This window comes from Bacillota bacterium, from assembly GCA_012842395.1.
In the GTDB taxonomy this organism is placed as follows: Bacteria; Bacillota; SHA-98; order UBA4971; family UBA4971; genus UBA6256.
In genome coordinates, this window is record DUSX01000003.1 from 86508 (window position 1) to 110093 (window position 23586).

17 protein-coding genes are annotated in these 23586 nt (G+C 60.5%); 14 read left to right on the forward strand and 3 right to left on the reverse strand.

Annotation, left to right across the window (positions count from 1 at the left end; translation table 11 throughout):
* Window positions 1-19 precede the first annotated feature (19 nt).
* From GX515_02020 to GX515_02075, 12 genes are all read left to right on the forward strand, one after another.
* Window positions 20-1234: a 4Fe-4S dicluster domain-containing protein gene (locus GX515_02020; protein HHY31788.1), complete on the forward strand. Its 1215-nt coding sequence runs from the start codon at window positions 20-22 to the stop codon at window positions 1232-1234.
* Window positions 1235-1596: 362 nt separating this feature from the next.
* A complete protein-coding gene (locus GX515_02025; GenBank protein HHY31789.1) occupies window positions 1597-3006 on the forward strand; it encodes an MFS transporter in 1410 nt (469 codons plus the stop codon).
* A 145-nt stretch (window positions 3007-3151) separates the two neighbouring features.
* A complete protein-coding gene (locus GX515_02030) occupies window positions 3152-3802 on the forward strand; it encodes a GntR family transcriptional regulator (GenBank protein HHY31790.1) in 651 nt (216 codons plus the stop codon).
* Window positions 3803-4230: 428 nt separating this feature from the next.
* Window positions 4231-5379, forward strand: a complete 1149-nt coding sequence (locus GX515_02035) for an alanine--glyoxylate aminotransferase family protein (GenBank protein HHY31791.1) — start codon at window positions 4231-4233, stop codon at window positions 5377-5379.
* 231 nt (window positions 5380-5610) lie between these two features.
* Window positions 5611-6342 carry a GntR family transcriptional regulator gene (locus GX515_02040; protein HHY31792.1) on the forward strand — a complete coding sequence of 244 codons (732 nt, stop codon included), beginning with the start codon at window positions 5611-5613 and terminating at the stop codon, window positions 6340-6342.
* Window positions 6343-6416: 74 nt separating this feature from the next.
* Window positions 6417-7436 (forward strand): ABC transporter substrate-binding protein, encoded by a 1020-nt coding sequence (locus GX515_02045; protein HHY31793.1) that lies wholly within the window; start codon window positions 6417-6419, stop codon window positions 7434-7436.
* 51 nt (window positions 7437-7487) lie between these two features.
* Complete coding sequence (locus GX515_02050) at window positions 7488-9473, forward strand: hypothetical protein (protein HHY31794.1); 1986 nt, start codon at window positions 7488-7490, stop codon at window positions 9471-9473.
* Entirely contained in the window at window positions 9460-10275 is an 816-nt protein-coding gene (locus GX515_02055; protein HHY31795.1) for an ABC transporter ATP-binding protein, read from the forward strand. The genes GX515_02050 and GX515_02055 overlap by 14 nt, the downstream gene beginning before the upstream one ends.
* Window positions 10242-11009, forward strand: coding sequence for an ABC transporter permease (locus tag GX515_02060; GenBank protein HHY31796.1), 768 nt, complete (start codon window positions 10242-10244; stop codon window positions 11007-11009). The genes GX515_02055 and GX515_02060 overlap by 34 nt, the downstream gene beginning before the upstream one ends.
* Before the next feature lie 537 nt (window positions 11010-11546).
* Window positions 11547-12500 (forward strand): 4Fe-4S binding protein, encoded by a 954-nt coding sequence (locus GX515_02065; protein ID HHY31797.1) that lies wholly within the window; start codon window positions 11547-11549, stop codon window positions 12498-12500.
* Between the two features lie 130 nt (window positions 12501-12630).
* The gene (locus GX515_02070; GenBank protein ID HHY31798.1) at window positions 12631-13887 is read left to right on the forward strand and encodes a DUF401 family protein; all 1257 of its coding nucleotides are present in this window, start codon (window positions 12631-12633) and stop codon (window positions 13885-13887) included.
* Window positions 13888-14540: 653 nt separating this feature from the next.
* Window positions 14541-17957: a cation-translocating P-type ATPase gene (locus GX515_02075; protein HHY31799.1), complete on the forward strand. Its 3417-nt coding sequence runs from the start codon at window positions 14541-14543 to the stop codon at window positions 17955-17957.
* A 127-nt stretch (window positions 17958-18084) separates the two neighbouring features.
* Here the strand turns inward: GX515_02075 and GX515_02080 are convergent, their stop codons facing one another.
* From GX515_02080 to GX515_02090, 3 genes are all read right to left on the reverse strand, one after another.
* Complete coding sequence (locus GX515_02080) at window positions 18085-18981, reverse strand: ABC transporter permease (GenBank protein ID HHY31800.1); 897 nt, start codon at window positions 18979-18981, stop codon at window positions 18085-18087.
* A 96-nt stretch (window positions 18982-19077) separates the two neighbouring features.
* On the reverse strand, window positions 19078-20082 hold the full coding sequence (locus GX515_02085) for an ABC transporter permease (protein HHY31801.1): 1005 nt from the start codon (window positions 20080-20082) through the stop codon (window positions 19078-19080).
* 182 nt (window positions 20083-20264) lie between these two features.
* Window positions 20265-21854, reverse strand: coding sequence for an ABC transporter substrate-binding protein (locus tag GX515_02090; protein ID HHY31802.1), 1590 nt, complete (start codon window positions 21852-21854; stop codon window positions 20265-20267).
* 398 nt (window positions 21855-22252) lie between these two features.
* On the opposite strand from GX515_02090, the gene GX515_02095 reads away from it, so the two are divergent.
* Window positions 22253-22543: a zinc-binding protein gene (locus tag GX515_02095; GenBank protein HHY31803.1), complete on the forward strand. Its 291-nt coding sequence runs from the start codon at window positions 22253-22255 to the stop codon at window positions 22541-22543.
* Between the two features lie 235 nt (window positions 22544-22778).
* Window positions 22779-23570: a basic amino acid ABC transporter substrate-binding protein gene (locus tag GX515_02100; GenBank protein HHY31804.1), complete on the forward strand. Its 792-nt coding sequence runs from the start codon at window positions 22779-22781 to the stop codon at window positions 23568-23570.
* Window positions 23571-23586 lie beyond the last annotated feature (16 nt).

The window sequence follows — 23586 nt, forward strand, 5'->3', positions numbered from 1 at the left end:
GGATGGAAGGGATGTTGCGATGAGTGCAGAACGTACAAAGAAGGGGTTCGAGGACCTGAGAGCTGATGTGGTGAGGACGGGGCTATGCACGTCGTGTGGAACGTGCGTGGGCGTGTGCGCAGCTAAGGCGATAGAAATGGACTACTCCTTGGACGAGCCTTTGCCTAAGCTTACCGGTAGGTGCACGTCGTGCGGGGCTTGCTATGATGTCTGCCCGGGCAAAGACGTGCCATTACGGGACTTGGACAGGTTCTTCCTCGGCCGAGAGCGGGACGAAGAGAAAGACCCTGTAGGCATCTTCAGGTCGTGTTATCGAGGGTGGGCGACGGATCCGTACGTGAAGGCGACCTCGAGCAGCGGAGGGGTCGTGACAGGGCTGTGTAAGTTCGCCCTCGACGCGGGTATTGTCGATGCGGTAATCATGGCTGGATGGAGCCAGGATGAGCCGGCCCGGTGTGCTCCTATGGTCGCTACATCCGCGGAGGAAGTCGAGGCGGCGGCGCGATCTGCCATGGTGACAGTGCCCAATAACGCTGTCCTGGCCGAGGCGGTCCTCCGTGAGAAGCACGCGCGCGTGGGCGTCGTGGGGCTTCCATGCCACGTACACGGCCTCCGGAAACTGCAGATGAAAGGGCAACCCAAGAGGTTAGCAGAGTCGGTGAAATTCATCATTGGGCTCTTCTGCGCTTCCACGTACTATTGGGAAGGTATAAAACACCTCGTTCGCGAATTCAGCGACATCAGAGACATCGATGAGGTCGAAAGGCTGGATTACCGCGGCGGACAATGGCCCGGAGGCATGTATGCGGTTACGAAAGATGCCAAGGTTCACTTTGTAGCGAGCAAGCATGACTATACTTGGCATTTCCTCGGTGCGGGTACCTTCAAGCGCGACAGGTGCCTGATGTGCACGGACTTTTCAGCGGAGCTTGCGGATGTGTCCTGCGGTGACATCTTCCAGCCCGTGAAGCCTGGTGACCGACGGATCGTGGCGACTGTGACGAGGACCGACGTGGGTGAAGACCTTGTGACGCGTGCGCAGGAGGCAGGCTACATCCAGGTCGAGCCGCACGATGCAATGCTCATACCAGCAAGCGGCCTCGGATGGGAATCCAAGAAGCACGCGGGCATGTATCGCCTAATACAGCGGCGCGAGTTCGGATGGCCGACTCCCGAGTATCAATATGAGCCGAAGGTTGTGCCGCTCAATAGGCGCCTGACCTTCCCATCCTGACCGCTGCGAGAGGGGTTGCGACGGCGACCGCGCCAGCGTGACTTACCGCCTTTAGCGTGACCTATTGTCCTTGACCCCGAATGTGGAGGCGCGCGGGTGGTCATGCTCAGTAGGGGGCCTGTCGGGCGCGGCAAGCCCATGTGACGGGGCCGAATCGAACCGCCTGCGCGCCTGCGCGCGAGCCGCGACCCGGGCGCGTCGGTCATCGAGGGCAACGGGCGCAGCCGGAGATCCAGGGGATGAGGTCGGCACTGGGGGTAAACCAAGGGTTAGGCCAGCTCTTGACTACTTGCCAAGACCCACGGGGTCGGATCTGTCGCCCGCAAATGCAGCAACGCACGGGCATGATATACGGGTGAGGTTTGTTGGAGACAGGAACCGGTTGCGGGGGCAAGCTTCTGACTCGCAACTTCGTACTAACGTGTTTCGCCACATTTCTATTCTATAACAGTTTTCATCTCCTGCTGCCGACCTTGCCCGTATACGTGCTCGGGCTCGGTGGCTCCGAGGGCGATGTGGGGCTCGTGATGAGCGCCTTTGCCATGGCCTCAGTGTTCATGAGGCCTTTTGCCGGGCGGTGGGTTGATCGGGGCGGCAAGAAAGGTCTCATGCTCGCTGGTGCTTTGGTTTACGTAACGTCGGCTGTCCTGTACGGGATTGTGACGCATGTGAAAGGGCTCGTGGCGGTGAGGTTCCTTCACGGTCTCGGGATCGGGATGTACTCGACCGCTGCGAGCAGCCTTATTTCTGACTCCGTACCGTACCACAGGAGGGGTGAGGGCCTCGGCTATTTCCTGCTCGCGACGAGCCTAGCTATGGCGGTCGGGCCGATCGTAGGGGTGGGGATTGTCGAGAGCCTGTCGTATGGGGCTCTCTTCGCAACGTCTGGGGTGCTCGCGGGAATCGTGTTCATCTGCACCCTTTGTATCAGCGTGCCTTCGGCTGCGTTGCGTGAAACGGGAGGCTTGAAGGTGCGCTTGTTCTCGCGCATCCGAGGCGATCGGATACACGAGGAATATGGCCCTCCGCGCGACGGATGCTGCATGTCGTGCGGCCGGGTAGGCGGCGGCCACAACGAGTACTCCAGTCACACGACGCGCGGTCCCCACGGTGTTTTAGCGCGCATCGGCTCATTTCTCGGCCTCGAGGCGCTCTTTCCTTCGGTCACACTCGGCCTTGGGTCCGCGACCTACGGCTCGATAGCATCGTTCATTGCGGTGTACGCCAAGTCCAGAGGGATTGGAAATCCGGGCGTGTTCTTCACAGTGTTTGCGCTGTCGATGTTCGCCACACGAACTTTTGCTGGAAAGATCTCCGACAGGTACGGAAGAGCCTCAGTTATTGCTCCGGGCCTTGCGGCGATAAGTCTGGGCATGGCCGCTCTGGCGAACGCGACTTCCCTCGCGTCTTTTGTGTTTGCCGCGGTAGTATACGGAATAGGCTTCTCCGTGATGCAGCCTACGGTGACGGCGCTCCTAGTGGACCATGTGGCACCCGAGCGCCGCGGCACTGCTCTTGGGACACTCCTTGCGATGTACGACGTGGGTGTTGCGGTAGGCGGCATGCTGGCGGGATGGATCGCGGAGCACCTTCCGCTCCACGCAGTTTATTGGTGCATGTCCGGCGTAGGAGCGTGTGGGCTCGTCTTCTTTGCATGTGGTTACCAACGCTACTGCGCCACGTGGTCCCATCATGAAACAGACCATGTGCAGGACTCGTTCGATGTACAGGTGAGCTCTCATCCTCTCTCTGAAGAGAAACGCAGCTTGTAGAAGGATTAAGGGGGTAGTGAGTGCCGCTATGCCTCTACGCCAACAACGTCAACGGCAACGGCAAGGGGAATCGTCACAGGACAACGGGTATCCCAAACTCCTCGCATTAGACGGTCGAGAGATTAGGCAGACCATTCGGGAGAGAGTGTACGCTCGCCTTCGCCAGGCGATCGTAGAAGGGTATTTCGCGCCCGGGGAACGTCTCATACAAGACAAACTCGCGGAACAACTGGGTGTGAGCAGAAGCCCGGTCAGGGAGGCGATTCGCCGACTGGAGTCGGAGGGCTTGGTCGAGGTCGCCCCCGTGAGAGGAGTCACTGTGATTAATATGCCGCTCGACGAGGCGATCGGCTTGTACGACCTAAGAGAGGTGCTCGAGGGTTTGGCTGCCCGCCTAGCGGCTCGCAACATCACGCCACAGGAGCTCTCTGAGCTGCGCGGCTGCGTGGTACGGATGGAACAACTCCTTCCGCCCAAGGCCGCGCCTCATAGATGGGTCGAGGAAAACTCGAGATTTCATGAGATAATCGTTCGGGCGAGCCGCAATAGGAAGCTGACTGAATTGCTCCCTGTGCTACGTGAATCCATAGGTGTGCTATGCAGAGCCATAGAGTCGAACCCGAGCCGTGTGGCCGAGGCCATGCGCGAGCACGAAGCCATCTTAGCAGCTATTGCTGCACGCGACCCAGAAGAGGCGGAGCGGCTCGGACGCCAACACATAGTGTGTTCGAAAAACGCCGTACTCGCGAGATTGCAAGGTGAAGCGCAGGCCAAGCGCGAGACCAAGCTATCCTGACGCGCGTCTGGTCCGTGCCCGCTAGGTGTCCATCATTGTTGATCGGTCATCCTCCGGTACCCACGCACCACATGCGTGTTGGGCGTGGTGCAAGTCCCTCGCCGTAGGCCTTTTGTCCATCCACCGATCGCCCAGGCATTTGCTTGTGTGGGCATCCCTGATCCCGAAATGCCCCCTGGAGTCGCTCAGACATACTGACACGGATCTGAAGGAAGCGGCTGGTGCACGCAGAATCGTAATGTTGCGACGCTTCTCGCGATCCGAGGCGGCGCCATAGGCCATAATGGCTATTCACCTTTTGCGGTTATGGGCAGCGGCGCGCCGCGCCGCTGCGCCGCCTTGCGCGACGTTCGCAGGCAACAATATCTCGGGCGGAGGTGTTTGCGGTGCAGGACTATCCCGGTGTTTCGACTGAAGGGAGAACGCTCATGGGGCCCGGTCCGAGTAACGTGCACCCAAAGGTGCTTCAAGCTCTCGCCATGCCGACCCTCGGCCATCTCGATCCCGAGTTCCTGGAGATAATGAACCGCACAAAGGAGCTTCTAGCGAAGACGTTCGAGACCGAGAACGAGTTCACCATCCCGATATCCGGGACGGGCAGCGCCGGGATGGAGACGGCGCTGGTGAACATCATCGAGCCGGGAGACAGGGTTCTCGTGTGCGTGAACGGCCTCTTTGGCCAGAGGATGGCCGACATCGTGACGCGATGCGGCGGGGATCTCGCCCTTGTCGAAGCGGAGTGGGGGAAGATCGTCGAGCCGGAAAGGGTTGAAGAGGCGCTCAAGGCGCGTCGCACTGACGTCGTTGCGATCGTTCACGCGGAAACGTCCACAGGAGTCTTGCAGCCCATCCAGCCCATAGCCGAGCTGGCTCACAGATACGGTGCGCTTCTTGTTGTGGACGCGGTGACGTCTTTGGGCGGGGCACCGGTCTGCGTCGACGCGACTGGTATAGATGTCTGTTACAGCGGCACGCAGAAGTGCCTTTCCTGCCCGCCGGGGCTTGCTCCCATCACCCTCGGGGCACGGGCGCAGGCGAAGCTTGGCGCGCGCAAGACCAAGGTACAGAGTTGGTATCTTGACCTGGCCATGCTGCACAGCTATTGGGGCAAGGAGCGGTTCTACCACCATACCGCGCCGGTGAACATGATCTATGCGCTCTATGAGAGCCTTCGTATCGTCCATGAGGAAGGGCTCGAGGAGCGGTTCGCCAGGCACAGGCTGCACAGCGACGCTCTCAAGGCGGGGATCACCGCCATGGGCCTCCGACTATTCGCCCAAGAGGGCTATAGGGCGCCGATGCTCACGTCTGTCGAGGTGCCAGAGGGAGTTGACGATGCCCGGATTCGGCGGCATCTGCTGACCCACTATCGCCTGGAGATAGGGGGCGGCCTAGGCCCACTAAAGGGGCGCATATGGCGCGTGGGCCTCATGGGACACTCCTGCACCCAGGCCAACGTGATGCTTTTTCTCGGCGCACTGGAGGAGGCCTTGACGGCTGCAGGCTATCGGGTGGAGCCCGGCGCCGGTGAGCTTGCCGCCGCGAACCACTACTCGGCACGGGATGCTGGCTTCTAGAACGGCTTCGCCCTGCTCGGTTGGAGACCCGCTGCGACCCTCTGCGAGCTGCGAGCGCGGAACGCTCGTGCCCGCAGCGCGCAGGGGGATAGCTTTAGGTTTTCGTGGGGTGCTCAGCGTGCGTCACCGTTTCGCGCTGACGCGACGGGCTGAGGAGTTGACTTCGTTTTTTGACACGTGTTATACTTGTGTCACAAGAGGTAGGACCTCCAACCAGAAGGGGTTGCCGCTGTGGAAACCTTGAGCCGAGAAAAGCGAGTGAACGCTGCCCGCGCTTCTCTTGTCCACGCCATCCGGCACACGTTCAAGCCCGGAGAGTGTCTGCCTTCCGAACGCGAGCTTGCTGAAAAGCTCGGCATCAGCCGCAACACGTTGCGTGAAGCCCTCGAGACCCTCCGTGCCAGCGGGATCCTGCTGCGGCGGTGGGGACTTGGCACTTTTGTCAACGCCAATGTGGGCCTCATCGAGACAAGTCTCTCAGAGCTGAAGCCCATCCCGGACATCATCAGCGCAAGCGGCCAACAGTGTGATATGGCGGGCTTCGCGTACAGAAAGTGCGACGGGGAAGGGGAAGCCGCGATTCGAAAGTGCCTCCAATTGGACGCTCCAGTTGAGCTCTGGGAGCTGGAACGCGTGTACCTTGCAGATGGCGAGCCTGTGATATACCTACGCGATTATCTTCCCAGCCTAATCGATGGTCTCGCGGTTGACCCCGCGTTGTTCAAGCGCGACATGCTATCGTTTCTTGAAGAACAATGCCACGTGCGTTTGGAGTATACGATCACGTTCGTAGAGCCCGTCCTCGCGGATGAAACGATAGGCAATAGGCTGTCGATCGCGATAGGCACCCCTATTCTCTTAACCAGGCAGATCGCATACACAGAGGAAGGCGTTCCGTTGCTGTACACCGAGGGATATCAGAGCACAGACAAACTCTCATTTCACATCGTCCGCCGTCGATAATCTGGTCGATGGTGTGTAGGAGTTCGCTGTCGGTCCAAAACCAAAACACTTCGGCAGAAAAGGGGGTCGCTTCGATGTCGCAGAGACGCATTGGCATGAATGGTCGTGGTGTGGCAGCAGTACTACTCTTGGCGCTCCTCGCAGGAATCTCGTTGTCTCTTGTCATCCGTGCCCCAGGTGCAGTGACCCAGGCGGCGGGCGCAGCCCAGGTAAGGCTGGGCGTCGACTCCTTCATCCTGGGTGCCCAGATTCATGTTGCCGCTGAACGCGGGCTTTTCAAGAAGTATGGCATCGACCCCGTTGTCCAGGTCTTCTCTTATGGCGCGGACACCCTCGATGCCGTGCTTGCGGGTCGGTCTGACTTCGGCGTAGGCATGGACTTCGCGACGCTCACACGGCTTGCCCCAGGACAGCTCCGACTGGTGGCGACGATCATGGAGCCGGACCCCGGTTTTCACAAACTTGCCGTGTCGAGCGCCATCAACGATCCCAAGGACCTGCGAGGCAAGAGGCTGGGCGTTGCTCAGGGCTCGCTTCAGGAGTACGTGACCCTGCGTTACCTCGAGGTCAATGGCATACCAGAGGACAGTGTCAAGCTCACGCCGTTCTCCAGCCTCTTCGAGATCATAGCGGCGCTCCGCGCGGGCCGTATCGATGCGGCTTGGGTATGGGGTGAGGGCACCGACCAGGCGAAAGAGATCCCTGGCGTGCGGATCCTGACAGACGACAGCGCCGCTAGACAGCAGTCCCTTGGCTTTCTGGTGGCCAGCCGGCAACTGGTTGAGAAGAATCCCCAGGTTGTGGTGGCGACCCTCAAGGCGCTTGCTGAGGCCACCGACTGGATGCTAAGCAACATGAACGAAGCCAGCAAGATTGTTGCCGACAAGGTGAAGGCTCCGCAAGAACAAGTGCTAACCGAGATGCGTCGCGAGAACTACACACTGAGCTTGAAGGACGAACAGCTGAAAGCCATGGAAAGCCTGGCGCAGTTCATGGTCAATAAGGGTATCATCAAGGAAAAGCTCTCGGTCCGCCAGAATGTGGCACCGGATGCGCTGCGTTCAGTGGATCCGGCCCGGGTATCGTTGAAGTAGACGGACACGACAAGTCTTGTCGAAGCCACCAACATTGCGCGAGGGGGAGAGATGGTGACCAAAGCCGGGACAGTGCAACGGGCCATCGTCATCGGGATAGATAGCTCATTGCTTTCGCTTGCCGAGAGGTTCATGGCCGAAGGGTGTATGCCAAACCTCAAGAAACTCGCCGATCGAGGTTCCTACAGTGAGGCTCTGTCCTCGATTCCAGTTGACACGCCTACGAATTGGACTACGATAGCGTCCGGTGCCGAGCCCGCAACTCACGGTATCCTGAGCTTCACCGCTCATCGTGCGGGTGAGCCGCTCGACGCTGGCGAGAAGGACGGAGCAAGGAACAAGCAATCGACCTCTAGCAGGGCAGAGTTTCTGTGGGAGGCGGCGGAGCGAGCGGGCAAGCGAACGTTGATAGTGAACTACCCCGTGGGATGGCCAGGCACCGGTGACGGCAGAGTGGTCCTTGGCGGGCTAACGCCTGGCGGCGACCCATGGCGGGTCAAGAAGCCGTGCGTATATGCTACGAGTTACCCAGAGGCTGTTGTCCTCGACCTTCCGACAGCAGAGATAAAGCACGCACCCTTGCGGCTTCGACCTGCCGAGGGCTGGTCGGGTCAGGTCGAATCAAGGATAACCCCGCTTGAAGCCGAGATACGGGTGGGCGGTGACACTGAATCCACTGGAGAAGACCTATCGCTCTTGCTTATTGCTAGCACCTCAGAAGGATACGATCGGCTCATCATCGCCCATCGGAAGGACGCGCGAAGACCACTTGCGACCCTGGCACCCGGGCAGTGGAGCGAGTGGTTGGTGCGGCAGCTCGGCGTCGGCAGGGTTGTCTTCAGGTTCAAGTTAGCCCGCCTCTCCCCTGAAGCGCAGCACGTGGAGCTCTATTGCACGGATGTGTTCCGCGCAGAGGGATGGAGTTACCCACCTGGGCTCGAGGCCGAGATCATATCCGAGATCGGTCCGTATGTGGAGGGTCTCGAGTGCCCGTACGTTCCGGTGAACGAACAACTGCGCCCGTACGGTCCGCTCAATGTGAGTGCCGACATCACTCTCGAGCAGGCTGCGTTCCAGGCGGACTGGATGGCTCGGGCTGCGCTGTACCTGCGGGGCCGGGCCGGTTGGGACGTGCTCTTCATGCACTACCACCTCATAGACGCTCTCAACCACACATTCCTGGGGTACCTCGACCCTGAGTTTCCCTACACATCGCCGACCCTCACACGCAGGGCGTGGGACCTATACAGAGACGCGTACCGGATAGTGGACGGGCTAATCGGCACGATAGCTGAGGGTTGCATGGACGCGTCCACCGTGTTGGTGGTCACATCGGATCATGGCTCTCTGCCAACATGGAAGTATGTTTCGGTGGTCCAAGCGTTAGTCAACGCGGGGTTGTTGCAGTATTCGTGGGACTCGGCGGCGGGGCGGTTCGCCGTGGACATAGAGGCGTCCAAAGCCGTGCCGTATCTAGACCCGCAACACATTTGGGTGAATCTCGCCGGGCGGGAGCCTGGGGGAAAGGTACGACCGGCAGACTACGAAGCGGTTCGGGACCAAGTGATAACGGCCTTGCGGCAGATTCGGGATCCTGAGACCGGCGAGTGCCCCGTGCATCTCGCTTGCCGGCCCGAAGACCTTGGCATTGTCGGGGCATCAAAGGAATGGATAGGGGATGTGCTGTACTTCCTCAAACCAGGATATTCCACATGGGACGGCGAGATCCAATCGCTGCGGTTCGGCAGCCTTTATGCGGACCGTTTGGGTCGAGCAATCGTTCGCCCATGCACGGTGGTGACAGGTCATCACACGCCGTACCTGCCAGCCGCGACCTACAAGGGGTTCTCGAACGCGGCAATGACTTTCTTCAGCGGTGCCGGCATTCGACAAGGTTACAGGCGAAAGTGGGCGATCCGACTCAAGGACATCGCGCCTACCCTCGCGTACCTCATGGGGCTAGAGGGACCGGCCCAGTCGGAGGGCAGCATACTGTGGGACATGCTCGAAGGAGAAGAGCGAAATGGTGCCAGATAGCGTTGCCCTGCGTCTACGAGGGGTATCCAAGACGTACCGCCGCGGACGGGGCCGCGAAGAAAGGGTTCTAGGCGAGATCGACCTTTCGGTGCACACGGGAGAGTTTCTTGTCCTAGTGGGCCCAAGTGGCTGCGGGAAGTCCACGCTTTTGAAGATAATGGCCGGATTCACCGAGCCAACCAGCGGCGTTGTAGAGACTTCGGACGGCCAGCGCGTCACGGGGCCCAGCCGGGACCGCGGCATGGTATTCCAGTCCCTAGAGGCGCCCCTTTTCGACTGGCTGAACGTCGAGGAGAACGTCGCGTTCGGCCTCCGAATGCAGGGGATGGCGCGGGACAGCCAGCGGGCTACGGCGCTTCGCTATATCGAGATGGTCGGCCTCAAGGGTCAGGAGCGAAAGTTTCCTGCCGAGCTCTCCGGCGGCATGAAACAGAGAGTCCAGATCGCGCGCACGCTTGCCACCGATCCCGCGATCGTGTTCTTGGACGAGCCGTTTGCGGCGTTGGACGCTCAGACGAGGCGCATCCTCCAGCGGGAGATAGTGAACATATGGCTCAGGACCCAGAAAACCTTTGTCTATGTGACGCACGATATCCGTGAAGCCGTGCTGCTTGGCAAGCGCGTCGTGATAATGACCGCGGGGCCGGCTTCCAGGATCAAACGTGTGATCGAGGTGCGCATGGATTATCCCCGCGATGAACTCGCCCCGGACTTCGTCGACGCGTTCCGTCAGATCGAGCATGACATCGAAGAGGAGGTCTCGAGGGCATGGTCGGGAAACGGTACCCTTTCTACTCGGTAGCGAGCGTCGTGGCCATGATCGTTCTCTGGCAGCTTGCGTCGACCTACCTGATTGACCCTTTCTTTCTACCGGCGCCAACGGCCGTGGTGAAGGGGACCGGCGAGCTTCTCCGGGAGGGGATCCTCTTGAAGTCCATCGGGGCGAGCCTCGGAAGAATCTTCGCCGGGTGGATACTCGGAAGCCTCGTGGCCATTCCAGTCGGCTTACTGGTTGGTTCATCCCCGGTTGTTCGTAGCTTGGTTGACCCTTTCACGCATTTCTTTCGGTTCATCCCGGCGCTCGCGCTGATTACTCTGTTCATCGTGTGGTTCGGTGTTGGCGAGTTGTCAAAGATCCTCCTCATTGTCTATTCGACCGGGTTCATCGTCATGATCAACACGGCGACGGGCGTCGCAGCCATCCCTGAGGAGAAGATCTGCGCCGCGAGGTGTCTTGGGGCCAACCGTCGTCAACTGTTCCTGCACGTAACTGCCCCGGCAACCGTCCCGTACATCTATGTTGGCATGCGCCTCGCCATGGCGTCCTCATTCCTCGTGATAGTGGCCGCGGAGATGCTCGCGGCGAACTCGGGACTGGGCTACCTCATATGGACGTCAAGACTGTATTTCCGCATAGACTGGATGTTTGCCGGCATCGTGCTCCTCGGTCTTCTCGGCTACGGTACCGACCGCCTCTGGCGCCTCGTGGGGTCGACGTTGTTGGCTAGATACCTTCGCGAGGTCTCGCGATACTAGGATCCCACGATACCTAAGTGCATCGCCAGTACGTCGCCAGAAGTCCGCGCTACATTGCGGCGCGGGGTCGTGCTGGGGGTGCCGGCGTTGCCCTCCGTGGACCGCGCCGCGGTCGCGGCGCGCCTCATTCGAATTTAGCTCTGGTGTGCGCGCCGGGTGGGGGCTGGCCTGCTGCCTCGCCGAAAACGGCACGCTTAAGGTCGGCTTGCCCGGCATCCCCGTCCTTCTCACTTATCACCCACCGCTAGAAAAGGTGCAAACTTGTGGTGAGTTATCCAGGTCCTTGGCAGGATATCGACGGCCAGGGAACGAATAGTTACGTGCGCTGTCGGGCAATCGTTCATCGCTCGTTCTTCAGTGGCGGTGCATCGACGTGGAGGTTGTGCACGGCCAAGCCTAGAGTTGAGCCATGTGTGGGTCGCACGCAGTCCACTTCGCCGCCAATGGGTGGCTTGGCGGTCTCATCTCTCAACTCTCGAGTTGGCTATCCATGATTGCGCCGGCCAGGAATACCACAGTCCTGCGGGAGGCCACGACATGATTCCTGAAGCGGAGCTCGGTAACTCCGGAATACGCGTGACACGGCTAGGCTTCGGCGCCCTGCCTATAGGACCTGTGCAGGCGGACGTTCCCATCGCGCAGGCGGCGCGGGTGATACGGCGCGCCTTGGAGCTGGGCGTCACGTTCATCGATACGGCTCATACCTATGGCACATATGAGCACATCCGGCGGGCGAAGGAGGGGTGGGCCGGGCCGCTCGTTATCGCCACGAAAACGCCGGCTTCTTCGTATGAGGAAGCCGAGGAGCACGTCCGGTTTGCCCTTGACGCGCTCGACGTGGAGCAGCTGGACATCGTGATGCTCCACGCCCACCGCTTGGACGAGCGAGTCTTTGAGGAGCGTGCCGGTGCTCACGCGTGCCTCGTGGAGTACAAAGCCAAGGGCCTAGTGCGGGCCATCGGCATCTCGACTCATAGGGTAAGCGTGGTGAGAGCTGCGGCGCAGAGGGCGGACATCGACGTGATCCACCCGCTCATCAACGTGGCTGGCTTGGGCCTTCTAGGCGGGACGGCTGATGACATGGCCGCGGCCATCCGCGTGGCTGCCGAGCGCGGGAAGGGCATCTACGCCATGAAAGCGCTGGGGGGCGGGCATCTAGTTCCAAGGCGGGAGGAAGCGTTCCGATACGTGCTGGGGCTTCCCGGAGTGCATGCGGTGGCTGTCGGAATGGTATCCGAGGCCGAGGTGGATATGAACTGCCGCATATTTGCCGGAGAGACGATTCCCCCAGGCGAGCAGGAGGCCACTCTGAAGAGGAAGCGGCTCAAGATAGTCGCGCAATACTGCAAAGGGTGTGGTTCGTGCGTGGAAGCATGCCCGAATGGGGCGCTCGCGATCGTGGACGGGAAGTCCCGCGTTGATGAACGCGCCTGCATCCTGTGCGGCTATTGCAGCCCCGTGTGCCCGGAGTTCGCTATACGAGTAATATAGGTGCCACGACGTCAAGCCCGTCATTTGCGAACGGGACGACCGCCAGGCCGAACGGCGCAACGGCCAGACCGATGGTCTCTGACACTATCACGCGCTCAGCAACGGGCGGGGATGGGGGCATGGGCCGAAAGTGGGTGCGCTAGTCAAGCTTGTCTTGGTGTGCCTGTTCATTGTGGTGGCTCTGCGCAGAAAGATGAACCTGGGCATCGCTATGCTCTTGGCCGCTGTGGGACTCGGACTCATGTTCGGGATGGGTCCAGTGAAGCTCGTGCGCGGCATCGTGGCATCGGTGTTCGCGCTGGATTCCGCCGAATTGGCGGCGGCGCTGCTCGTCGTGATGGTGCTCGAGAACGTGATGCGCCACGCGGGCTTTCTCGGCGGCATGACCGGGGCGCTCGGCAAGATAGTGCGGGACAGGCGAGCCGTCGCCGCCCTTCTCCCGCTCCTAGTGGGTTTTCTCCCATCGGCAGGCGGGGCGCTTTTTTCTGCGCCGATGGTGGGCGAGGCCACTCAAGAAATGTCCATGTCGGCGGAACGGCGTAGCTTCATCAATTACTGGTTTCGGCACCCGATGGAATTCGTGGTTCCGGTGTACCCGGGGCTCATAATTGCCTCAAACCTGCTGCGACTGCCGCTCCCGACCTACGTAAAGCTGACGGCTCCCTTCTTTGTCATCGCCGTGGTAAGCGGCGCTTTTGTCGGATTTCACGGCGTTCCGCGGGCCGAATGGGCCAGCTCCGACACAGCGCGTCCTACGCGCGAAGACTGGATAGCGCTAGCAAACGGCCTCGTACCCATTTTGTCGGTCGTCGTGGGCGCTGTGGCGCTTTCTGTGGACATCACGCTTGTTCTCGGCGTCGTCGCCATACTAACGGCTCTGTACGCTCACGTCCCGGTGCGGAAGCTTGCCGCTTTCGCGAAGGAAGCCATCGCAAGCAGCATCATCTTTCTCATCGCGGGGGTCATGGCCTTCAAGGGCGTCCTGGAGCTTTCGGGCGCGCTCGAGGAATTGCCGGCTTTCTTTGAGTCCTCCGGGGTGCCGGTCATCCTCGTTGCGGTCGTAATGCCGTTCCTCGTTGGTTTTCTTACAGGTTACGCGCCGGCCTACGCAGGGCTTGCTCTGCCTGTTGTCGCAGGCCTCGGCGCACCGATCGCGGGTGGGGCCGCGGCGGCGACCGCGGGGACGTTTCTCGCACAGCGGTCGATCGACCTTGCCATCCTGGGCGTAGTGAGCGGTCAGGCGGGAGTCATGCTGTCTCCAGCACACCTGTGCCTGTCTCTTACGGTCGCTCATTTTGGGGCGGACTTCGGGGGCGTCTGTAAACTCGTGGCGATACCCGAGGCCATCCTGGTGGGCGCAGCCGCCGTGTGGACGATGCTGAAATGAGGTTACTGCGTCACACATGGGAGTTGGTGACGGACGGCATGGGCGTGGAATGGGCGATCCCCGCTGAAGCTGGACGCGACGCGGACCGGGCGGACGCGGCCAAGGTGGGCACGGTCGCGGCCAAGGTAGGCACGGTCGCCCGGTGCAGGCGGGTGCGACCGCTTGGCCGCAGGCGCGGCCTTCCCAGGCGGCGGGTATTGCCAAGTCGGGCTTGCGACAGGTATAATGTCTGTGGACAGAGCGCGAGGGGCGACTCCTTATCGCATGAGGGGTCGGTCCCGCAAAGCCCGCAAAGGCGGAGCCCGTGCCGGGCGACAAGCGAAGGGGAGTAGCTGGTTCAGGTAAAGTCAACAACCGGCCTTGAGCCTGGCTTTACCAGCCTCGTGCAGGCTTGGCAAGACCTTCGCACCACTTCGATGGTGTGGAGGTCTTTTTTTCTAGCCTGGTGCCGTCATTTGGAGTGCTTGCACCCACGCCGCGCTGACGCGCCCAACGGGCAGCATGCGGGTGGATGCGGTTCCCTGATGGAAGGACACGCTAGTTGTGTGGAAGAACCCCAGAGGAATGACGGGGTCTTGAGTTCGGCACGAACGGCGCGTCGCATCGAGACTCGTCGTATTGAAAGGAAATGAGCGATGGAAAGAGAAACGGCTGTGAGACGTGTTAACGAGACCGACCCCAGCGCTATCAGAGGCTCCGCGGAAGCTACCCCTCCGTATCATTGCATGAGCGCATCCGACGTCGCCGCCCTCCTCGGAACGGATCTCTCGAAGGGCCTCTCCTCCAGGGAGGCCAAGGCGCGTTTGGAGCGTTTCGGCCCGAATGAGCTCCGTGAAAAGCCCGGGCCGAGCATCCTCCAGATGTTCCTGGCCCAGTTCAAGGAGCCCCTGGTGCTGGTGCTCATCGTTGCGGCAGCCATCTCGGCGGCGCTGCGCGAGTTTACAGAGGGAATCGTCATCATGGCCATAGTCGTGCTCAACGCCGTCCTCGGGGTTGCGCAAGAGAGTCGTGCCGAGAAAGCCCTGGCTGCCCTCAAGAAGCTCGCGGCCCCGAACGCCCGCGTGCGCCGCGACGGCGTCACTGTTACGGTGCCAACGCGGGAGCTCGTGCCGGGAGACGTGGTGCTCATCGAGGCCGGGGACCACATCCCTGCGGACATGCGCGTCGTGGAAGCGGTCACGCTCAAGGTGGAGGAGGCGGCGCTCACGGGCGAGTCCGTGCCCGTGGAGAAGGCTGCTGACGCAGTGCTTCCGGAAGACGCTCCGATAGGCGAGCGGTCCAACATGGTCCACATGGCGACGATCTGCGTGTACGGGCGGGGGCGTGGCGTAGTTGTCGCGACAGGCATGAAGACTCAGGTCGGGCACATCGCCGGCCTCATCGAGACGTCCACCGAGAAGCGAACGCCGCTGCAGGAACGGCTCGAGGAGCTCGGCAAGTGGCTTGGGGGCGCGGCACTTGGGCTATGTGGGATCATGTTCGTCGCCGGGCTCCTGCGAGGCATCCCGGTCTTCGACATGTTCCTGACGGCGGTCAGCCTTGCGGTCGCGGCGATCCCCGAGGGGCTCCCTGCCATCGTCACCGTGGTGCTGGCTATCGGGGTGCAACGCATGGCGCGGCACCATGCCATCGTTCGTAAGCTGCCTGCCGTGGAAACCCTGGGAAGCGCGACGGCGATTTGCTCAGACAAGACGGGCACTCTCACGGAAAACCAGATGACGGTAGTGAGGGCATATGCTGACGGCCGGGTGCTACGGGTAACGGGGCAGGGCTATTCGCCCGAAGGCGAGTTCAAGGTGGCAAGAGGCCTGGGCGAGGCCGAGGGCGAATTGGCGGCCGCTTGCGCATCGGCAGCGATTCCCGCGGCCTCGAGGGCAGGGGCGGAGTATAAAGGGGCTGCCGCCGTGCCGGCCGCCCGAACCGTCACTCATGCCGCCGCAGCTCCGAATCGTCTCGCCGATGTCCGGCCGACCCAAAGTGTCGACCTGATCAGTGGGACAGCGGCGAACGGAAACGTGGCCGGAATCGACTCAGAGCCAGCGGCTGGCGAAGAGGTCGGGACATCCGACGTCGGTGCGGCTGCCGTTGATTTGGTGGACGGCGCCACCGTGGATGCCACGGACCCGCATCTCGGGATGATGGCGCGCATTGCTTTCCTATGTAACAACTCTGAGCTCCGCCAGAACCCTGATACAGGGGAGTGGTACGTCACGGGCGATCCGACTGAAGGCGCTCTTGTTGTAGCAGCCAGGAAGGCCGGCTTCGGTCCGGACGAGGCCGAGAAGGCACCTAGGGTGGGGGAGATCCCGTTTGACTCGGTTCGAAAGCGAATGACCACGGTGCACCGATTCCCTTGGCCGGTCCCCGCTCCGCCCGCGTGCGGACCCGAAGATCTCGACGGCCCCCAAACACATGCGAGTGGACCGGTCACCAAGGGCGCAGATGCTGGCGTTGCGGCTTCGCCACACCTGGAGGGCGGCGAAGACTCCTGCCGCGGCGCGCAGGGTGGGAGCCACTATGTGGCCCTAGTGAAGGGTGCCCCTGACTCTGTGCTCGATCGGTGCAGGTTTGTGTTCGAGCGGGAGGAGGTTCATATTCTTGACGACGCGGCGAGGACCCGTATAATGGACGTTAACCGTCATATGGCCGGCGATGCACTGCGCGTATTGGCGTTCGCCTTCAAGCACTTACCGTCGCTTCCGCCGCGCCTGGAACCTGATGACATCGAGCAGGACATGGTTTTCGTAGGGCTCATGGGCATGATGGACCCGCCGAGAGCCGAGGTGCCTGCTGCGGTCAGGACGTGCCGGGAGGCTGGCATTGTGCCCATCATGATAACGGGAGACCACAAGGATACGGCCATAGCGGTGGCAAGGGCCATCGGTCTTGCCGGGGAAGGCCAGAGAGGAGGCCCTCATGCGTCCGAGTCCGCGTCCGCGTCCGAGTCCGAATCGGAGGCTCGGTCAGGGGCTCGGGGTCTTCCGGCCGGCAGCACCGCTACGGCGGCTGCGCCTGGGGCCGGGGGCTTCGCAACGGGCGGTCAGTCTGTCTCTTCACGAGGCAGCGTCCCGGCTCCGCTGGCGCTATCAGGAGCCGAGCTTGATAACATGAGCGATGAGGAACTCGACGCTGCGGTGCGGCGCGTGTCCATTTACGCACGGGTTTCCCCAGAGCACAAGGTCAGGATCGTGGAGGCCCTTCAACGGCAGGGACACGTCGCTGCCATGACGGGCGACGGCGTCAACGACGCCCCGGCGCTCAAACGCGCGGACATTGGATGCGCGATGGGAATAACCGGCACTGACGTGGCCAAGGAAGCCGCGGACATGGTGCTGGCCGATGACAACTTTGCGACGATCGTTGAAGCGGTGCGGCAGGGAAGGACCATCTTTGACAACATCAGGCGGTCCATTGCATACCTCATCTCGTGCAACATCGGAGAGATAGCGGCGATCTTCACGGCGATAGTATCTGGCACTTTCAGCCCGCTTACGCCAATCCAGATACTCTGGGTAAACCTCGTCACCGACAGCCTTCCTGCACTTGCCCTGGGCGTGGAGCCGCCCGACCCGGGAGTGATGAGGCGCCCACCGCGAAAGAGGTCGGAGTCGGTGTTCGGTGCGGGCGGCGTTGTCCGCATAGGGCTCTACGGGGCGTTTATCGGTGGCATCACGCTTCTGGCTTTCTGGCTCGGCGTGCAGGAAGACGCCAATACCGGCCGAGACCCGGTCCTTGCGGCACGAACGGTGGCTTTCGCCACTCTATCGCTCAGTCAGTTGTTCCATGCTTTCAACCTTCGTTCGACGCTGCAGTCACTCTTCCGTCTTGGCCCTCTGACCAACAGGTACCTCGTGGGGGCGTGGGTGGCGTCAACCGCACTTCAACTCGTGGTGTTGGTGGTACCCGCGCTACGACCCATCTTCGATACGGTTGCGCTTACGCCGGCGGAGTGGCTGACAGTCTGGGCCCTTTCTGCGTCGACCATCTTGTTCGGCGAGATCGTGAAGGCAGCGGCCCGGGTCTCAGCCGGGCGTAGGAAGCGTGCATTGTCCGCTCCGACCCGGCGATGACGATGGCCTCTGGTTTTGCCCTGGTCGCTCGGGCGAGTGATGGGTGCGAAGTCGCGAAATGGGACACGACGGGGTTACTCGGGACGTGGCACAGAACCGTGGCACAGAACAAGGCTCGACCGTGCACTTATTGTTTCAGCCTGGGGTCTAGTGCGTCGCGCAACCCGTCTCCGAACATGTTGAACCCCATGACCAGGAGTACTATGGCGATTCCCGGGAATGCCGTCACCCAAGGGGCGACGCGGAGGAAGGCGCGCCCGCCGCTTAGCATCGCGCCCCATTCCGGTGTGGGGGGCTGTGCCCCGAGCCCAAGGAAGCTCAATCCCGCTGCGTCGAGGATCGCCGTGGCGATGCCGAGGGTAGCCTGCACGATGAGCGGCGCCATGCAATTTGGAAGGACATGTCGGAGAATGATGCGCAGGTCGCTGGCACCGAGTGCTCTGGCGGCCTCGAGGTATTCGCTGGCCTTGACCTGCAGCGTCGACGAGCGGACTATCCGTGCATAAACCGGAATTGACACAATCCCGATAGCCACCATGGCGTTGCCGAGCGACGGGCCCATGATCGCTACCACGGCTATGGCGAGCAGCACACCCGGAAAGGCCAGCATGACATCCATGACGCGCATTATGAGGTTATCCATCAGCCCTCCGTAGTAGCCAGCTACTATCCCGAGAACCGCTCCGGCTGCAAGTGCGAAGGCGACGGCGAGTATCCCCACTTGGAGCGACGCCCTTGCGCCATAGATTATGCGACTGAGGATATCCCTTCCCAGGTCGTCGGTGCCCAACCAATGAAGGACTGACGGAGGTGAGAGCCTATCTTCCAGGCTCGGAGCCAGGGGATCATACGGTGCCAGGTAGGGGGCTGCGATCGCCACGGCTGCGAGAAGTAGCACGAGGACGCCTCCGGCGACGGCCGACCGATTCCGAAGAAGCCTCCGCCATGCGCTCCGCCACAGGCTTGATCCACGAACTTCACCACCGCCGTCGTGTGTGTTTCCCGCCGCAGCAATTTCAATCACCGGGGTCAACGCCGTCCCTCCCGCCGCATTCTGATGACGATCATGGTCGTACCAGGCAGAACGAGTCTTGTTGCAAGGCAACGCCGGTCAAGTCGATCAGTCATAGTGGATCCTCGGATCGAGGTACGCGTAAGCCACGTCGACAAGCAGGTTGATGAAAACGAACACACATGAGATCAAAAGGATGGACCCCTGCAAAACCGGGAAGTCCCTGTTCATGATGGCATCGAAGGCAAGCCGTCCGACGCCGGGCCACGAGAAGATAGTTTCCGTCATCACAGCTCCGCCCAGTAGGAATCCGAACTGCAGGCCCACCACGGTGATCACTGGTATCAACGCGTTTTTCAGGGCGTGCTTGATCACTACGGTCCGCTCGGCGAGGCCCTTGGAATGGGCGGTGCGGATGTAGTCCTGCCGCATCACTTCCAACATGCTTGACCGGGTCATCCTCGCGATTATGGCCATCGGGATCGTTCCAAGAGCGAGCCCGGGCAACACAAGGTGCGCCAGGCTGTTCTTGAGCGCCGCAAGGTTACCGGTCAGAATGCTGTCCAGCACGAAAAGCCCTGTGATAGTGCGGAGATCAATTGTTACATCCAGGCGGCCCGACATCGGAAGCCACCTGAGCTCGAGCGCAAACAGCCATATCAACATGAGCCCCAGCCAGAACACGGGCATAGACACGCCGAGGAGCGCGACCATCATGCTGATATGGTCAAACAACGAATATTGTCTGGCCGCTGATACGATTCCTGCCGGAACACCGATAACGACAGCAATCAAGATGGCAGCCACCGCAAGCTCAATCGTAGCCGGGAACCTTGTGGCGAGCTCATGTGAGACCCGGGTGTTGCTGACGATGGACCGGCCCAGATCGCCTCTCAAGAGGCGTCCCAGGAACCGTAGGTACTGTACGTATAAGGGGTCATTCAGGCCGAGCTCCTCGCGTACCTGTTCCAGGGCCTCGGGCGTGGCCCTCTCGCCTAATATCACCCTGGCAGGATCTCCTGGGATGAGGTGAAGGAAGAGAAACACTACAATCGTAACGCCTAAGAGTATTGGCACTGTCGCCATCAGCCGTCGTAGCACGTATTGGGCCAAAAGCTGCCCGCCTCCCCGATTATGACGATTACGACGAATCATAACGCGAGGCGCCGCGTTTGGCGCCGGCCGGCCTGGGGCTTCTGGCCACCGGCCAGCCCCAAGCCGGCCCCGGCGCCACCGACGACATGGAACGGAGCCGAGCGGAAGTCGGCTCCTCAACTCGCCCGTTTGCCCTCTATTTACCTATTTATCCAGACCTTCCGGAAGCTTTCCGACACCGTCGGGTGCGGAATGTATCCCTCAACTTCCTTCTTCGCGCACAGTGGCGGAGTTGAGTGTACTAGCGGTACCCACGGGCAATCGTCATGGATGATTTGCTGGGCCTCCTCGTACAGCTTCGTCCTTGTGTTGAGGTCTGAAACGGTTTGTGCCTTCACGAGGAGCTCGTCTACCTTGGGATTCTTGTAGAAGGAATAGTTGCTTGCCCTGCCCGGAACCGCGTTGCTCCCGGAGAAGAGGACGTAGATGAAGTTGTCGGGGTCGCCGTTGTCGCCAACCCATCCGATGAGGCACATGTCGTGTTCTCCGTACGCTATCTTGTCAAGGTAGGTCGCCCAATCGTACGAGACTATCTTGGCTTTGATTCCCACCGCTGCCAGGTCCGCCTGGATCGCCTCAGCTATCTTCTGAGGCTGTTGCATGTATGGCCTCGGGACGGGCATCGCCCAGAGTGTGGTCTCGAACCCGTTGGGGTACCCCGCCTCCGCCAAGAGCTTCTTGGCCTTGGCAGGGTCGTATTCATAGTCGGTCACACTGTCGTTGTAACCCCAAAGCGACGGCGGCATCGGGTTCTTCGCGACTTCCGCGAGACCGGCGAAGAATGCCTTGATTATCGCTGGTTTGTTGATGGCGTGTGCTATCGCCTGCCGTACCCTTATGTCCCCGAATGGCTTCTTCTCCATGTTCATGGCCATGTAGCCTACGTTGAAGCTCGGTCGCAAGAGGATCTTGAGGGCCTTGTCCTTCTCGGCGATCTTCACATCGTCGGGGCTGAGGCCATCCATGATGTCGATGGATCCGGCCTGAAGTTCCATGAACCTCGCGGAGTTGTCCGGGATGGACCTGAATACTATCCTATCTAGGTACGGCTTGCCGCCCCAGTATGCGTCGTTTCGCTCCAGAGTGATCTTGTCGCCATGGTCCCATCTGACGAACTTGAACGGACCTGTGCCCACCGGATGGTTCCCGAAGTCTGCGCCGTACTTCTTGATAGCGGTGGGGCTCGCGATGGCGAACGGCGTCATTGCCAGGTTAGCAAGGAATGGAGCGAGCGGTCTCTCCAGAACGAACCGGACGGTATAATCGTCGACCACGTCAACTGACTTGATGAGGTCGGTGTCCCCTTGGACGAACATGTACGAGTAGTACTCGAAGGCGCCGTCATGATATGGGTTCTTGGGGTCCCTCCAACGGTCGAAATTGAATTTGACAGCCTGAGCGTTGAAGGGGGTGCCATCATGGAATTTCACGTTTTGCCGCAGCTTAAACGTCCACACCTTTTCATCCTTAGACACGGTCCACGAGACAGCCAAGGCCGGCTCAACAGACGTGTTTTTCTCGTTATACTGAAGGAGGCCGTCAAAGATCTGCCTCGTTACGATGAGAGATTCTCCGTCAGTAACGTTGATCGGGTCGAGGGAAACCGAATCCGCGCCTCTCGCGAACACAATCGTGCCACCGTACTTAGGAGACTGGCAATACCCTACGCCGGCGGCCAACAACAGTACTAAGGCGACTACCGTGACGGACAGAGCGCCTCTACGATACATCCTGCTCACTCCTCCTATTCTGTCGGCGTCCGGTGAGCTGGCTACCCGGGCCGAGTTGGCTTTGCCCGCTTGTCCTGGCGGACTTAAGTGACTCCAATTCGCCACGCCGCCCGAAACTCCTGCAGGTGCATCCGAGCGAATTCTCTCGGGATGGGCCGTTTCTTCGCTAAATGAGGCGTAACGTCCGAACGCGGAAAGGAAATTGCAAATTTACTTGCATTTATCTGCACGGACGAATAGAATAGATTCAAGCCCAACTTGTTCAGGTCGTTCCGGTATACTCACAAGGCCGGCCGCGGGCCAGGGGCGCGAATAGAATAGACGAGAAAGGTGCGCCGGGGTACAACGGTTATCTGAGCAGGGGTGTCATTACCACAAAGCGAGGGGATTTGTCCAGTATGGAGTTCAAAGACAAGGTATTGACGTGTCGCGACTGTGGTGCGGAGTTCATCTTCACCGCAGGGGAGCAGGAGTTCTACGCAGAGAAGGGCTTCGAACACGAGCCCGTGCGCTGCAAGGACTGCCGCGCGGCCCGCAAGCGCCAGCGTAACGATGGGCCGAGAGAGATGTACACGGTGATTTGCTCGTCCTGTGGCAAGGAGACTCAGGTCCCGTTCAAGCCCCGCGAAGACAGGCCGGTGTACTGCCGAGAGTGCTTCGAGGCTCAGAAGGGTTATCGTGGTGCCTAAGTTGCTGATTGGAAACTAGCTTTAGGGTCCAGTGGTCAAGGTTGATGAGTGGGACGGTGTCGTACGCGGCATTCAAACGATGCCGTTCGAAAGGTGCGAGTCAGCAAGCGGCGCGGCCGAAAGGCCGCGCTTTTCCTCATATTGGGGCTCCAAGAAACCTGTACTTGCTACGGGTTGGGGCGTGCAATATAATCGGACTAGAAACCTGGAACTTTGAGGAGGGTGTGGAGCGAAGATGAAAAAGTCCGGCCTCGTACTTATCATCGGTGTCATCGTCATTATTGTCTTGGCCGTTGCCCTTGCCCTGAAGAAAGCGCCGGAACAGGCGGCAGCGCCTGGGAACGAGGCACAAGAGGAGCTTCCTGTGCTCAAGGTTGGCTGCGACGTGGCATTTCCTCCCTTCGAGTGGCAGGATGAGCAGACCGGGGAGTTCAAGGGTTTCGACATCGAGCTCATTCAGGCCATCGCAAAACAGATGGGTATGAGGGCTGAAATCATCAACACCGCGTGGGACGGCATATTGCCTGGCCTGCTGAATGGCAACTACGACGTGATCGTATCCGCAATGACCATAACCGACGAGCGTGCACAAAGCGTCAATTTCTCAGACCCCTATTTCACCGCTGGCCAGGTCATAGTGGTCCGCAAAGACACCGAGGGCATAACCCAGCCATCTGATCTCAAGGGTAAGAAGGTCTCAGTACAGATTAACACTACCGGTGATTTCGCGGCTTCCAAGATCGAGGGCATCGGAGAGGTCAAGAGATTCAACCTCGCACCCGACGCGTTCCTGGAGCTCAAGAACGGCGCGGTCGATGCGTGCATAATGGACATCGCCGTTGCGTCGGATGCTGTGAAGAATGACGATTCGCTGAAAATAGTCGGCGCTCCGTTCACCGTTGAATACTATGGGATTGCTATGCGCAAGGACAGAGAAGACCTCCTCAAGAACATCAACAAGGCCCTTGCCACGCTGAAAAGCACGGGCGAGTACGATGAGATCTACGCGAAATACTTCGGCCAGTAAGTAAGCACGAGACACG

Bases quoted from the DNA above. Each gene is read 5' to 3' on its own strand.
- GX515_02055 (HHY31795.1), top strand. From the start codon at position 9,460: ATGGTGCCAGATAGCGTTGCCCTGCGTCTACGAGGGGTATCCAAGACG.
- GX515_02050 (HHY31794.1), top strand. From the start codon at position 7,488: ATGGTGACCAAAGCCGGGACAGTGCAACGGGCCATCGTCATCGGGATA.
- GX515_02100 (HHY31804.1), top strand. From the start codon at position 22,779: ATGAAAAAGTCCGGCCTCGTACTTATCATCGGTGTCATCGTCATTATT.
- GX515_02065 (HHY31797.1), top strand. From the start codon at position 11,547: ATGATTCCTGAAGCGGAGCTCGGTAACTCCGGAATACGCGTGACACGG.
- GX515_02090 (HHY31802.1), bottom strand. From the start codon at position 21,854: ATGTATCGTAGAGGCGCTCTGTCCGTCACGGTAGTCGCCTTAGTACTG.
- GX515_02060 (HHY31796.1), top strand. From the start codon at position 10,242: ATGGTCGGGAAACGGTACCCTTTCTACTCGGTAGCGAGCGTCGTGGCC.
- GX515_02035 (HHY31791.1), top strand. From the start codon at position 4,231: ATGGGGCCCGGTCCGAGTAACGTGCACCCAAAGGTGCTTCAAGCTCTC.
- GX515_02020 (HHY31788.1), top strand. From the start codon at position 20: ATGAGTGCAGAACGTACAAAGAAGGGGTTCGAGGACCTGAGAGCTGAT.
- GX515_02045 (HHY31793.1), top strand. From the start codon at position 6,417: ATGTCGCAGAGACGCATTGGCATGAATGGTCGTGGTGTGGCAGCAGTA.
- GX515_02095 (HHY31803.1), top strand. From the start codon at position 22,253: ATGGAGTTCAAAGACAAGGTATTGACGTGTCGCGACTGTGGTGCGGAG.